At 55.7% G+C, this 15,264-nt stretch carries 5 protein-coding genes; 2 read left to right on the top strand and 3 right to left on the bottom strand.

What is annotated here, in order from left to right:
- Positions 1-20: 20 nt before the first annotated feature.
- The 3 genes from WCA10_RS04920 to WCA10_RS04930 are packed head-to-tail and all read right to left on the bottom strand — an operon-like array spanning position 21 to position 5,730.
- The gene (locus WCA10_RS04920; RefSeq protein ID WP_472821385.1) at positions 21-1,451 is read right to left on the bottom strand and encodes a TolC family protein; all 1,431 of its coding nucleotides are present in this window, start codon (positions 1,449-1,451) and stop codon (positions 21-23) included.
- 6 nt (positions 1,452-1,457) lie between these two features.
- Positions 1,458-4,598 carry an efflux RND transporter permease subunit gene (locus tag WCA10_RS04925; RefSeq protein ID WP_472821386.1) on the bottom strand — a complete coding sequence of 1,047 codons (3,141 nt, stop codon included), beginning with the start codon at positions 4,596-4,598 and terminating at the stop codon, positions 1,458-1,460.
- Between the two features lies 1 nt (position 4,599).
- A complete protein-coding gene (locus WCA10_RS04930; RefSeq protein WP_472821387.1) occupies positions 4,600-5,730 on the bottom strand; it encodes an efflux RND transporter periplasmic adaptor subunit in 1,131 nt (376 codons plus the stop codon).
- Between the two features lie 1,133 nt (positions 5,731-6,863).
- On the opposite strand from WCA10_RS04930, the gene WCA10_RS04935 reads away from it, so the two are divergent.
- Together WCA10_RS04935 and WCA10_RS04940 are read left to right on the top strand one after the other, a co-directional pair.
- Positions 6,864-13,169, top strand: a complete 6,306-nt coding sequence (locus tag WCA10_RS04935) for a HAMP domain-containing protein (protein WP_472821388.1) — start codon at positions 6,864-6,866, stop codon at positions 13,167-13,169.
- 32 nt (positions 13,170-13,201) lie between these two features.
- Entirely contained in the window at positions 13,202-14,815 is a 1,614-nt protein-coding gene (locus WCA10_RS04940) for an ATP-binding response regulator (RefSeq protein ID WP_472821389.1), read from the top strand.
- The last annotated feature ends 449 nt before the right edge of the window (positions 14,816-15,264 follow it).

A 15,264-nucleotide genomic window follows, 5' to 3' on the forward strand; every position in this document is an offset into this window, starting at 1 on the left:
TCACAGCGCTTCGATCGGAGCTATGGCACGGAACCAATCTGATAATTTAGCGTTGCCAATGCCATTCGGTATTGATACTGAGCATTTGCATTGCCGATTGCAGCATCTGTCTGCTGATACTCCGCCTGGCTTAACTCAACAATCGAACTAAGCCCCATCTGATATCGCGTCTGTGCCAGCTTCAAACCGAGATCGGCTTCCTGCAGAAGTTCGGCGGATACGCTCACCTTCTGGTACGAAGTGTTTGCAGCCAGCCACGCAGTTTTCACGTCTCGCACAATGCGGTCGCGCAAGTCCCTTGTTTGTTCAGAAGCGGCCTGGGCACGTAGTGACGCTTCCTTCGCCTGAGAAGTATAGAGAAACCCGTTAAATATCGGGATATTAATGTTCACTCCGATAGCTCCCCACCAGTTCGTGAGGTAGTACTGGCCCGGGCGAATCGGGACGGTTCCCACCGTACCTGAGGTGGCGATGCTCGGAAACAGCTGATCGCGTTCTGCGTGACTGAACTTCACTGCGGCTTGTTCGCTGAATTGTGTGGCCTGCAAATCGGGGCGCTGCTGCAAGCTTTCCTGTATCTGCTGGTCTACATCCGGCGGTGGCTGTTGAAAGGCGGATCCGTCGTCGATCAGTTGAAAAGTCATCTCATGATCCAACCCGAGCACAGCATCGAGTGCGGCCATCGTCGAATCCGCGATGTTTTGCGCATCGAGTGCAAGCAGCTTCGCCTGCGACAGATTGACATTGGCGAAGCTCAGATCCAGCGTTGACTTGAGCTTGTTCATCGTCATCTGATTGATTTGCGATTGCAATGTCTGCCTCGTAGTGACGTTCTGTTGTGCAACCCTTAAGGTTTCCTGCGCCTCCAGAGCATTGAAGAATGCTTGATCAGTCGCAAGCTCAATGTCATACTGCGTTGCCACCGCGTTTGCTTTTTGTGCCTTTTCCTGAAGAATCGATGAAGCTACCAGATTGCGTGTTCTCCCAAAATCCGTCAACAATTGCGAGAATCCCCCTCCCGCACCTGCATGTTCGAAAAGGCGCGAAGCCGTCAGAGACCCCGCCGAGACACGACTCGCTTCTTCAGCTTCCACGGCCGTGATGGCCGCGCTCCCTGTCGGCAATTCCGCTGCCCGGGTTTCTCGATACACCTGGTGTTGCGCAAGCGCGAGCAACTTTGCGATGGTTACCTGTGGATTATTCTTGATCGCCATCTGCCCGGCCTCGCTGCGTGTGAGCCGCGGATTGGCGCCGGGTGTCGGTGAGCTCTGTGCTTGATTCGTCGCATGTATTGCAGGTTGTGCGCTTACTTGAGCAAGCAGGCGGGACGCCGGAGCATCGGGAAGCGCTCCGCTCTTTGGTGTTGCCTGCGCAATTGAGGCAACAGGTAAAGCGATGGCAAGAACTGCAAATGCTACGTAATTGATGAACAGTTTCATTGGGATCGTCATGTGCGTTTATGCTTCTCCCTTGGCTGCCGTTGACGCATCCCCACGCCGGTGGACGATCACGTACATCGCGGGCACAAGAAAAATGGTCAGGATAACCGAGACTCCGAGACCTCCGATCACAGCTCGCGCCAAGGGCGCATAAAACTCACTACCCTCTTCAAGCGTGAACGCCATCGGAAGCATTCCAAGAATGGTGGCGAGAGAAGTCATCAGAATAGGCCGCAGCCTGAGCCTGCATGCCATGGAGACAGCTTCGTCAATCGCCATTCCTTCCTTGCGTAAGATACGGGCGACGTCGACGATCAGAATCGAGTTTGACACCACGATACCGGTCATCATAATCACGCCCATCAGAGACATCACGTTCAGCGTTGTTCCGGTAAGAAGCAGTGTGAGGATGACCCCCATGATCCCTGGCGGAATGGCCAGCAGGATGATAAGGGGGTCCTTGAGCGATGCAAACTGTGCCATCAGGATCAGGTAAACGAGAACCACCGACAGGATCAGTCCGATACCAAAGCTGACAAACGACTTTCTCATGCCGTTCACCGATCCGCGCAGGGTGACTCGAAGATTCTCCGGGACGTGAGTGCCTGCAACTATACGGTCAACCCGATTCGCAAGCCCGCCCAGATCTTCACCAGAAGGTGAAACGTAGATGTCGATAACACGTTCGATTTGGTAATGGTCCACTTCTGTAGGTGTATCGATCGGGCGGATGTTTGTAACGGCCCCCAGATTAGTCACCGTTTTCCCGTCGGGAGAACGCAGGGGAAGTTGTTTCAGGTCAGTGAGGGATTTGATGTCGGCCTCTGGGAACTGAACGGTCTCGAGATAGTTGTTTCCGGACTTGGGATCGACGTAATAGCTGGGTGCGATCATGCCGTTTGAATCAAGTGCGGTAATGACGTTATCGATAATCTCGTTTGAATTCAGTCCCAGCCGGCCCGCCATTTCGCGGTTTACATTGACTTGCAGCCCTGGATAGCTCAGATCTTGCGGAATGAGGACGTCACTTACTCCTTTCAATTTCCGGATCTGCGCGGCAAGATTGCTGGCCGTTGTGTAAGCCTCTTTCATATCGCTCCCCTCGATCTGAATGTCGATGGGAGCCGGCAGACCAAGATTCACCACGGCATCCACCAAGCTGCCGCTTTGAAAGTAAGTGGTTAGTTCGGGCAGATCGCTCCGCAGCTTGGCACGTACCAGGTTCATATATTCGAAACTGCTCTTGCTGTGGCCCTTATTCAGAGCCACATTCACAAACGCCGTGTTCGTGCCCGAATTGCTGGTGTAGATGGACTCGAAACCGGAGGTAATCCCGAGATTCGAGACAATCATGTGCAGGTCTCTTGCAGGAATCACAGAGCGGACGTCCTGCTCAACTCGTGCGATGTATTGATCTGTGACTTCAAGACGAGTGCCACTGGGCGCGTTGACGTTGATGACAAACTGTCCGGCATCGGTGTGCGGAAAGAACGAGGTTCCCAGCAAAGGAAAGAGACAAAGGCTGAGTAGGAATGCACCTATGATTCCCACCACTGTCGCCATGGGCCTCAAGAGGGTCTTGCGCACTGATATGTCGTAGTGCATAAGAGCCTTGTCGTAGTGGCGATTGAACCAGCGCACAAACAACTGGAACGGGTTGCTTCCTTTGTGATGACCAGCTTCGTGATGGACGTTGCGAATAAAGCGCGCGCAAAAGAGCGGAACCACCGTCATGGCCACCGCGTAGGAAGCGAAGAGCGAGAGCACGACAGAAAGCGCCATCGCTGTGAAGAGAAAGCGGCTGACGCCGTAGAGAAAGACGACCGGAAAGAACACAATTGCCGTGGTAAATGTGGCTGCCAGCACTGGAAGGGCCATTTCGCGCCCGCCTTTTTCGGCGGCTTGGTCGGGGGGCTCACCCATTTCGAGATGGCGAAAAATGTTTTCGAGAACCACGACAGAGTTGTCAATCAGCCGCGAAAACGCCAGGGCCAGACCTCCCAGCACCATCGCGTTGATGGTCGCTCCCATGGCATTCATGATCATGAATGCGGCCAATGCGGATAGTGGAATCGACAGCAGGACAGCAATCGTTGCGCGCGCGCTGCCGAGAAAGATGAGAATCATAACGGCGGTCAGAACGATGCCTATACCGCCCTCGCTACCCAAATTGGAAATGGCCGTCTTAACAAACTCAGACTGGTCGAAGATCACCGTGGCCACCAGCGACTTGGGAACATCGAAAAGGTGCTTGAGATCAGCGCGGATACCGTTGACTACGGCAATGGTGTTGCTGTCGCCGCCCTGTTTCAGGATCGGAAGATAAACCGAGTGCTGGCCGTCGACTCGGACGATGTTGGTCTGAACCGCAGAGTCATCCTTGGCATAGCCAATATCCGAGACCAGGAGTTGCCCATTTCCAACCGACCTCAGGGGCAGCCGATTTATGTCCTTGATGGTGGGCATTTGCGAGTCGGCGTAGATGCTGTAGTCCCGAGAACCGATGCGCACGTCACCGGACGGCAGGATTTGATTAGCCTGATTCACCGTACGCACAACATCCATGGGGCTCAACTGGTGGGCCTCAAGCTTCACTGGATCCACATAGACCTGGATCTGCCGGTACTTACCGCCAAATGGCGGTGGAACCGAGGCGCCTGGCACGTCGGCAATCTGCTCGCGTACAGCGTATTGGCCCAAATCGTGCAACTGCGTCTCATTCAGGCCCTGGCCTTTCAGTGTGACGTAACACACCGGCAGGCTTGAGGCATCGAATCGAAGCACGACAGGCGGCAGCGTGCCCGGCGGCAGGCGACGAAGCTGGGCCATAGCCAGGTTGGAGATTGAGGTAACGGCGGCGTTCGGATCGGTACCGGGCTGGAAATAAACCTTGATCAGGCTGACGCCGGTCATTGACCGCGATTCGATGTGATCGATGCCACTGCCTAGCGTAAAGAACCGCTCGAAGGGATCGGTGATGTGGGTTTCGATCTGCTCCGGAGGCATGCCACTGTAGAACGTCGCCACCACTACGACAGGAATTTTAATTTCGGGAAACAGATCGACCGGCATGCGCGCCACAGTCACCGTGCCGACCACTGAGATGATCATGCAGACCATCAGAATGAAATAGGGATAGCGGAGAGCGAATTTAGACATGTTACTTCACTCCGCTTCCGCCATTCGGCGTGAACTGGGGCAGCTCTATCGTCTGGGCGCGGACCGCTTCGCCAGGAGTGAATGCAGCAAGATTTGCCGCCACCACGCGGTCTTTGTCCGTAAGCCCTGAGGTTATTTCCACTCTGTTGGGATTTTCCAGGCCCAGGATCACCTCGCGCCTTTCAATGCGGCCATGGTTATCCACAACTAATGCCGATGGCCGTCCGCCGCTGCGGTCCACTGCCTGGACAGGCACGGTAAGCACAGAGCCCGTTCGTTGAACGTCCAGAGAGACGTCGGCATACATGCCTGGCTCGAGTTTCCTGTCTATATTCTTCAGATCGATTTCCACCTGCAACGTACGGGTCTCAAGATCTAGCTCGCCGGTCGTACGCACCACTTTGCCGGTAAGATCCGCTCCGGTGGAGGAGATGTGTATCTTTGCTGTTTCACCAATGTTCACATAACTCGCGAGCGTCTCTGGAACAGGGATGCGCAGTCGCAGGATGTCAGTCTCGGCGAGTTTGACCACGGGCTGTGCCCCTGCGCTTGAAGTGCCGGCCTGCACCAACGACCCAGTATCGGAGTAGCGCCAGGTCACCACGCCCGCGTACGGCGCAACGATATGCGCATAGTCCGCCAATGAAGAGTAGTGCAGGTGATTCGCCTTGGCCACGGCCAACGCCTGCTCCATTGCAGAGAGATCGGCCTTCTCCACTTCGACCTGCGCCTCAGACGAAGAGTCTTTGGCCTGCGCGTCATCCAATTCCTGTTGCGCGATGAGACCGGCCTGCGCTTCAGACGCTTGCTTGAGACGTGAATAAGCTTCGTGAACTGCCCTGTGATCAGCCTCGGCTCGTACTACTGCGCTTTTTGCCCTCTTGATATCTTCCTGACTGCGCAAAACACCCGATTGTGCTTCCTCAACTTGTGCGGAGAGTTCGGGAATATCGAGTTCTGCCAACACCTGCCCTTTGCGCACTCGATCACCAATATCGACATTGATCTTGCGAATATAGCCGGAGACTTTCGCATGAAGTTCGACTTCCTGGTAGGGCAGGAGTTCTCCAGCGACTTCCAGCTGGCTAGATAAAGCAGACCGCTGTGGCAGAACCACCGAGGCAACCGGCAATTGAGAAGCTGAATCGCTTGACGCAGACGTGCGCTCACAGCCTGTACAAGCCGCCGCGAAAAGGGAGATCAGAAAAAGCAGCCGCCACCGTGCGGCGACATATCCATATGACATTGTTTGCAACCCTCGCTGGTTGAAAGACCCCGAACCGTAAACGTCAACGGAGATCAGGACAGAATTGCGAACGATTGCGCTTTGCGCGAACGCCCACACTTGAGGCCAAAAAACAGATAACTAGAATGTAGGAGGGGGGCGGAAAAAAAACACATTCAAATCTGCAGATCGCAATGAAGCCCATGGCCGCGGTATCCGGGATTCTCGCATTCCCGAATTCGGCTTCGATGCCGAGGCGGCGCCGAACCAGAAGACAAACGTTAAAAAAAGAGACGATCCGGGAGGAAACGGATGAGACGCGGCAAGGCTGATCGTCGCTCTGTCGGTGGCGCCAGGGTCCTCATCGCGGGACAAGAACTTTGCCTCGGGAATCCTGTGAATGCTCGACTCATGCACACCGTAAAGCGATAATTTGTAGCCAAGTCCCCAAAAAAACACGCACATGCCCAGCACCACCAAAAGCGTGGACAGTCGAGATGAGGAGGGGCGCGACTTGGAGAGTTCGTCCAATAGATTCTGAATTGATTACCTTTGTCGGTTGGCAACCGTGGAATCACCCGCCTGGTTCACTTGGTTTGACAGGTGAAAGTCTCCAGAGGTTTTCGCCAAGAACATCTTTTCATGGATTGCCTACAAAGACAAAGTCCGTCCTTATCGGCGATTTCAGATCATACCTCTCTGAGGAAGAGTGGAATTGCAGCCTTCGGAAAGAGATGACACCGTATCATCGGATTTCTAAAGTTTTTATTTTCATATCATTAGCCAATGTATTTTCAATCCATTGCTGTCCTGATTCAGCGGGATAAAACTGTCAGCACGGGCGAAATGCGCATCCGGCAATTCACGGCATATGAACCTGCCGGGGCCTTCGTGCTGTTGAGGCAACCCCGAATTGGCGTGTTGCATCTATGTGCTCGCTGCACTCCAGCATTCGTGCGTCTCGGAGGTTCCGAATCGGGGAAGCGCATGGCAGGATTTTCTGATGCTGAGTGGTCAGATCCCATCCAGGAGCACCCGGCATGTCGACGACCATTGAATCGCCCGTCAGCGGGCAAGATGGAGATAACCGCTATCCGACAAGCGCTTTGGAACCACCGATGTCCGAGTGCCTGACCGCCATCCTGCAAAGCCTGAAAACCATGAAGGAAGGTGATTTCAGCGTTCGCCTTCCGGTATCGTGGACCGGGCTGCCGGGGAAGATTGCCGACAATTTCAATGAGATCGTTATTGCAAACGAACAGATGGCCTTCGAACTCAAGAGGGTTGGCCTGGCGGTAGGCAAAGAGGGCAAAACCCGCGAGCGCATCCGCGTGGAACATCGGCGCGGAGCCTGGGATGACATGGAGGTTTCGGTCAATACGCTCGTTGAAGATCTCCTTCGGCCAACGACAGAGGTAACCCGAGCAATCGCCGCTGTGGCGCAAGGCAATCTGACCCAGACGGTTCGGATGGACGTGGATGGCCGCCCGCTTGAGGGCGAATTCCTTCGGTCCGCCAATATCGTGAACACGATGATTCAGCAGCTAGGTGTGTTCACTGCGGAAGTAACGCGCGTGGCGCGCGAAGTGGGCACCGACGGCAAACTTGGTGGGCAGGCCGTAGTCCCAGGGGTGGCAGGCACGTGGAAAGACCTCACAGACTCCGTGAATTCCATGGCCTCGAATCTTACAGGCCAGGTGCGCAATATCGCGGAGGTCGCGACCGCCGTTGCCAGCGGTGACCTTTCGCGCAAGATCACAGTGGACGTTCGCGGAGAAATTTTGCAGCTGAAGGAGGCCATCAATACCATGGTGGATCAGCTGCGGTCATTCGCTTCGGAAGTGACGCGCGTGGCACGCGAGGTCGGCACGGATGGCAAACTCGGCGGGCAGGCTGTGGTTCCGGGAGTAGCTGGGACGTGGAAAGACCTTACCGACTCAGTCAATGCGATGGCCGGTAACCTGACGGCGCAGGTGAGAAACATCGCAGAAGTGACGACCGCCGTGGCTCGCGGCGACCTTTCCCGCAAAATTACTGTCGACGTGAAAGGCGAAATTCTGGAGCTGAAAGACACGATCAACACGATGGTCGACCAGCTCAATGCATTCGCCGGCGAAGTAACGCGTGTGGCCCGCGAAGTGGGCACCGAAGGAAAACTTGGCGGACAGGCGAGCGTGCCGGGTGTTGCCGGAACATGGAAGGACCTTACCGACAATGTGAACTTCATGGCCGGCAACCTGACCGGCCAGGTGCGCAATATCGCTGAAGTGGCGACGGCCATTGCGAACGGCGACTTGAGCCGGAAGATCACCGTGGACGTGCGCGGCGAGATTCTCCAGCTCAAAGAAACGCTGAACACGATGGTGGACCAGCTGAATCGGTTCGCAGGAGAAGTGACGCGCGTGGCCCGCGAAGTGGGTACCGAAGGACGGCTCGGCGGTCAAGCCAACGTGCCGGGCGTTGCGGGAACCTGGAAGGATTTAACCGACTCGGTGAATTCGATGGCCGGCAACCTGACGGCCCAGGTTAGAAACATCGCCGAGGTTACAACGGCTGTGGCACGCGGCGATTTGTCGCGCAAGATCACTGTCGACGTAAAGGGCGAAATCCTCGAACTCAAGAACACCATCAACACGATGGTCGACCAGCTAAACGCATTCGCAGGCGAGGTGACGCGCGTGGCGCGCGAAGTGGGAACGGACGGAAAGCTGGGCGGGCAAGCACAGGTGTCAGGCGTGGCGGGCACATGGAAGGATTTGACCGACAACGTCAACTTCATGGCGTCGAATCTTACAGGCCAGGTGCGAAACATCGCCGAAGTGGCGACTGCGGTAGCTCGCGGCGACTTGTCGCGCAAAATCACGGTTGACGTGAAGGGCGAGATCCTCGAGCTAAAAGACACGCTGAACACAATGGTGGATCAGCTGAACGCTTTCGCCGGCGAAGTGACGCGCGTGGCCCGCGAAGTCGGTACTGACGGGAAGCTGGGTGGACAGGCACAAGTGCCCGGCGTCGCCGGTACATGGAAGGACTTGACCGATTCCGTGAATTCTATGGCCTCAAACCTGACGGGCCAGGTGCGCAATATCGCCGAAGTTTCGACAGCTATCGCGACTGGCGACCTTTCAAAGAAGATCACCGTGAATGTCAGCGGCGAGATTCTGCTGCTGAAGGAAACCATCAACACGATGGTCGATCAGCTCAACCGGTTTGCGGGTGAAGTGACGCGCGTTGCGCGCGAAGTTGGTACCGAAGGACGACTCGGCGGTCAGGCTAACGTGCCGGGTGTGGCCGGTACCTGGAAGGATTTAACCGACTCAGTAAACTCGATGGCCGGCAACCTGACGGCGCAGGTAAGAAACATCGCCGAGGTCACAACGGCCGTAGCTCGCGGCGATTTGTCGCGCAAAATCACCGTCGACGTGAAGGGTGAAATTCTCGAGCTGAGAAATACCATTAACACCATGGTGGATCAGCTCAACGCATTTGCGGGCGAGGTCACGCGTGTGGCTCGCGAAGTGGGCACGGACGGCAAACTCGGCGGACAGGCGATGGTACCGGGTGTGGCCGGCACATGGAAGGATCTGACGGATTCAGTGAACTTCATGGCTGGCAATCTCACGGCACAGGTGAGAAACATCGCTGAGGTAGCGACGGCCATTGCCAATGGGGACTTGAGCCGCAAGATCACCGTGGACGTACGCGGCGAGATCCTGCAGTTGAAAGAAACGCTGAACACAATGGTTGAGCAGCTTCGCTCATTCGCTGCCGAGGTAACCCGCGTCGCTCGCGAAGTCGGTTCGGAAGGACGGCTCGGCGGCCAGGCCAATGTGCCCGGTGTGGCCGGGACATGGAAGGACTTGACGGACTCGGTCAACTCGATGGCAGGCAACCTCACCGCGCAAGTGAGAAACATTGCCGAAGTTACCACAGCTGTAGCCCGCGGCGACTTGAGCCGCAAGATCACCGTCGATGTAAAGGGCGAAATTCTCGAACTGAAGGACACCATCAACACGATGGTGGACCAGTTAAACGCGTTCGCAGCCGAAGTGACCCGTGTAGCGCGGGAAGTTGGAACGGATGGAAAGCTCGGCGGACAGGCGATGGTGCCCGGAGTTGCCGGAACCTGGAAGGACCTTACCGACAACGTAAACGTGATGGCCGCAAACCTTACCGAGCAGGTACGCGGCATCGTGAAGGTGGTGACCGCTGTCGCCAACGGCGCGCTGAACCAGAAGCTCACGGTGAATGCAAAGGGCGAAGTCGCTGCACTCGCAGAGACCATCAACAACATGACTGACACACTGGCGACGTTCGCAGATCAGGTAACAACTGTAGCCCGCGAAGTCGGTGTGGAAGGTCGACTCGGCGGCCAGGCAAATGTGCCCGGCGCCGCCGGTACCTGGAAGGATCTGACCGGCAACGTGAACCTGTTGGCAGACAACCTCACCAACCAGGTGCGGGCCATCGCGGAAGTGGCGACGGCCGTGACCAAGGGCGACTTGACACGATCGATCCAGGTGGAAGCGCGTGGCGAAGTTGCAGAGTTGAAGGACAACATCAACACGATGATTGACAACCTTCGTCTTACGACGGATCGCAACACCGAGCAGGACTGGTTAAAAACAAACCTCGCGCGGTTCACCGGCATGCTGCAGGGGCAACGCGACCTGGCGACGGTGGGCAGAATGCTCCTGTCGGAACTTGCGCCGCTAGTCAATGCTCAACAGGGCGTTATCTACCAGATGGGCGGCGATTCGGCGAGTTCTGAGACCAACCTCGTTCTGCTCTCTACTTTTGCTGATACGCCTGAGGGCTATCTGAAAGAAGTGCGCGTGGGTGAAGGTCTTGTCGGTCAATGTGCTGCTGAAAAACGGCGCATGCTTATTACGGAGCTTTCGAAAAGAACTGTACCAATCCGCTCCGGATTGTTCCAGGCAATCCCGAAAAACGTTATTGTTTTGCCGGTTCTGTTTGAAGATCGCGTCAAGGCTGTCATCGAACTTGCCAGCCTGGGCGCATTTACCGCCTCGCATCTTTCATTCCTCGAACAGCTGACCTCCTCCATCGGCATCGTGTTGAACTCCATTGAGGCCACGATGCAGACCGAAGGTCTTCTGAAACAATCGCAGCAACTCGCGACGGAGTTGCAAACGCAGCAGAAGGAATTGCAGCAGACGAACGAGCAGTTAGCACAGAAAGCGCAACAGTTGGCGGAACAGAACTACGAGGTGGAACGCAAGAACCAGGAGATCGAACAAGCTCGTCGCGCTCTTGAAGAGAAGGCTCGCGAGCTGGCACTCACTTCGAAATACAAATCTGAATTCCTTGCCAACATGTCTCACGAATTGCGGACGCCGCTGAACTCAATCCTTGTCCTCGGTCAGCAGCTTGCTGAGAACCCTGATGGCAGTCTCAACGCCAAGCAAGTTGAGTTCGCACGTACCATTCACGGCGCTGGCACCGACCTTCTGAACCTGATCAGCGATATTCTCGATCTTTCCAAAATCGAATCGGGCACAGTGTCGGTGGAGGCGGAAGAAGTCTTCTTCGGCGCGCTCCTTGACACTGTCGCACGGCCGTTCCGGCATGAAGCGGAAAACCGCAAACTTATCTTCGATGTCACGAACGATCCGCGCATGGGCCGCAGCCTTGTAACGGACTCAAAGCGCCTGCAACAGGTACTGAAGAACCTGCTTTCGAATGCCTTCAAGTTCACAGAACAAGGCACCGTGAAGTTGTTGGTCTCGCCGGCTGCGGGCGGGTGGACACCGGATCACCCGATTCTCAGTGGCGCCGGCTCGGTCATCGCATTCGAAGTCTCCGACACCGGCATCGGAATTCCACCAGAAAAACAACGGATCATCTTCGAAGCGTTCCAGCAGGCCGATGCGGGCACCAGCCGCAAATACGGTGGAACCGGGCTAGGCCTCGCCATCAGCCGCGAATTGGCGAATCTGCTGGGGGGAGAAATTCAACTGCGGAGCCAGCCCGGCAAAGGCAGCACCTTCACGTTGTACCTGCCGCAGACCTATGTCGGTCCGGCGGTACCGACAGTTTTGAAGGCAGAAAGGGATGGCGGAACGGTTTCGGTTCCGATGTTTCTTTCTAACGTGTCAGCTACTGAGCAAGAAGCCCGCATTGATGACGACCGCAAGTCATTGGAAGACGGTGATGCGGTGCTGCTGATCGTAGAAGACGATCCGCATTACGCACGTGTGCTCTGTGATCTGTCGCGCGACAAAGGATTCAAAGTTCTGGTGGCGTTGACCGGAACAGAAGCGCTGGCTTTGGCACGCGAGTATCATCCCTCCGCAATCTCACTCGACGTTATGCTGCCCGACATGCTTGGCTGGACGGTATTGAACCATCTTAAGCAGGATCCAACAACGAGGCACATACCGGTGCAAATGCTAACGCTTGATGAAGACCGCCACCACGGTCTCTCGCGCGGGGCCTTTGCCTTCGTAACCAAACCGACCTCGACAGATGAGTTGAACTCTGCGCTGGCTCGCATCCGGGAATATTCACAACCGCGGCGCAAGCGATTGCTGGTCGTCGAAGACAATCCAGCGGAGCAGTTAAGCACACGCGAATTGCTTTGGCACGAGGACATCGACCTGGATGTCATCGACTCGGGTTCTGCTGCGCTCGAAGCGCTGGGACGAGACTCCTACGACTGCATCGTGCTCGATCTTCGCCTCCCCGATATGTCCGGCTTTGATGTGCTTGAGCAGATCAAGAGCGACCCAAAGCTGCGCGATCTACCCGTCGTGGTGTTTACAGGGAGAGAGTTATCCGCAGAGGAGGATGCTCAGCTGCATACACTGGCACGCAGCGTAGTGGTGAAGGACGTTGAGTCACCGGAGCGCCTGCTCGACGAAACAGCTCTGTTTCTGCATCGGGTTGTCTCTGAATTGCCTGACGGAAAACGGCAGATGATCGATCGCCTCCATCAGTCAGACGAGGCACTCGCCGGACGCAAAGTGCTGGTCGTCGACGACGATGTCCGAAACATATTCGCACTGAGCAGCGTGCTTGAAAGGCGCGGAATGACCGTCGTCTCGGCGGGTACGGGGCGTGAGGCGATCGAAACAATTGAGACCACACCTGACCTGGCCATTGTGCTCATGGACATCATGATGCCGGAAATGGACGGATACGAAACAATGCAGGTGATCCGCCAGAATCCTGCTCTGCGGCGCCTGCCGATTATTGCGCTGACTGCAAAAGCCATGAAGGGCGATCGTGAAAGATGTCTTGAGGCGGGCGCTTCAGAATACCTTGCCAAACCGGTGAATACCGAACAGCTGCTTTCCGCTCTGCGCATGTGGCTGCATCGCTAGCTGCGCGCGGCAGAGAACCTGGAGAGGAATTGATGAACGCAGATTCGAAGGTCAACATCCTAATGGTCGATGACCAGCCGGCCAAACTTCTCAGCTACGAGGTGATTCTTTCCGAACTCGGAGAAAATCTCATCAAGGCAACTTCGGCCAGCGAGGCACTGAACATCCTGTTGAAGAACGATATCGCCGTGGTGCTGATGGATGTGAGCATGCCTGAGCTTGATGGGTTTGAGTTAGCCGACGTAATTCGGCAACATCCTCGTTTCCAAAAGACTGCGATCATCTTCATCTCCGGCGTTCACCTCACCGACTCCGACAAGATTCAGGGATATCGAAGCGGCGCGGTCGATTACATTTCTGTTCCGGTAGTGCCCGACGTATTGCGAGCCAAAATCGGCATCTTCGTCGAACTTCATCGCAAAACACGCATGCTTGAAATGCTCAATAACAAACTGGAGCAACGCGTTGCAGAGCGCACCGAGGAACTGCGGCTGAGGGAGGAACAATTCCGCACTCGCGCCGAGCTGCTCGAACTTGCAACCGAAGCCATTATGGAGCGTGGCAATAACGGCCAAGTCCTGTTCTGGAATGCAGGAGCTGAACATCTCTATGGCTGGCAGCGCGATGAGATTTTGGGCCAGGACATACACTCGATCTTGCGCACCATTTTTCCCGTTCCACGCGAGGAAATCGAAGCGACCTTGCGCGATCGCAAGGTCTGGCACGGGAACCTCCTTCAGAAGAAGAAGGACGGCTCCGACGTCATAGTTGCGTGTCGCAAGATCATGAATCGCGAGGGCAACGCGGTGCTTGAAGTGAATCGTGACATCACCGCACAATTAAAAGCAGAGGAGGCTCTGCGCGAAACCGAGAAATTGGCTGCCATGGGTCGCGTCGCAGGAATCATTGCGCACGAGATCAACAATCCGCTCGCTGCCATCACCAACATCTTCTTTCTCATTCGCAATCACCCCTCGCTCGATGAGGAAGCGCGACATTGCGCAGCAATGGCCGAGCAGGAGCTACAGCGTGTCGCGCACATCACCCGGCAGACTCTGAGTTTCTATAGGGAGTCGAAGACGCCCATCGCGGTGATGCTGACCGAGCTTCTGGATGATGTCCTCGGGCTTCAGGAACGACAGTTACATACGAGTCACGTCCGGTTGCAAAAACGGTATTTCACGTCCGGTATGGTGCATGGATTCCCGGTGGAACTTCGCCAGGTATTTTTGAACCTGGTCGGTAATGCAATCCAGGCAATGCCGAACGGCGGTGATTTACGAATCATGGTGCGGGAAGCCAGCGACTGGCAGCTCAAACGACGCGGCATCAGCGTCTCGATCGTGGATACCGGAGTCGGCGTAAAACCGCAGGATTCCCAGAAGCTTTTTGAACCATTCTTTAGCACGAAGTCCACGAAAGGCACGGGCCTGGGACTGTGGATCAGCCGAGGAATCGTGCAGAAATACGAAGGCCGCATTTCATTTCGCAGCTTGCGCACGAAGGACGGATGCAGCACATGTTTCCGCGTCTTCCTTCCGAGCAGCGGAACATTCAATTTTATTGGAAGCTCAGCGCCAGAGTTGACCTCGTCCGGTGTCGAGGCTGGATCAAACGGCTATGGTTCCGCGATGCAGCATGCGTAGATTTCCTAAAAACTGAACACGAGGGAACCAATGATGCATTTGCTCATGATCGCAGAGGCGGGTGCGCTCATTGGGGCTGGCTTGCTGCTGGAAATGAATACCGTGTGCATCGGATCCATCTCAGTCCGCCGCAATTATTGCTGAAGAAGGCGGAGAGACTCATCGAGGACGGATGGATAGCACGCGTAGGCAAGTTGCTAGAGCCCTGATCTCTCCAGAATGCCCCATAGACGTCGAATGCGATCGCATTCTTCTTCGGTACTTGATTTCTTGTTGGGTTCGTGGCGATTTTGTTTGGCTAAGGTTTTAGCTTGGTCGGGCGACTAGAGCATTTTCATAATTACTGTACTCCGTAACCGCAGTGCCGGAAGAAAGCCTGCGCGTTTTGGGGAGTGATGGCGTCGATGGCCCGCGCGATGGCTGGTTCCAGCTGATCGAGCGCGCGGGCC

The sequence above is a fragment of the Occallatibacter sp. genome (genome assembly GCF_049582745.1).
Classification (GTDB): Bacteria; Acidobacteriota; Terriglobia; order Terriglobales; family Acidobacteriaceae; genus Telmatobacter.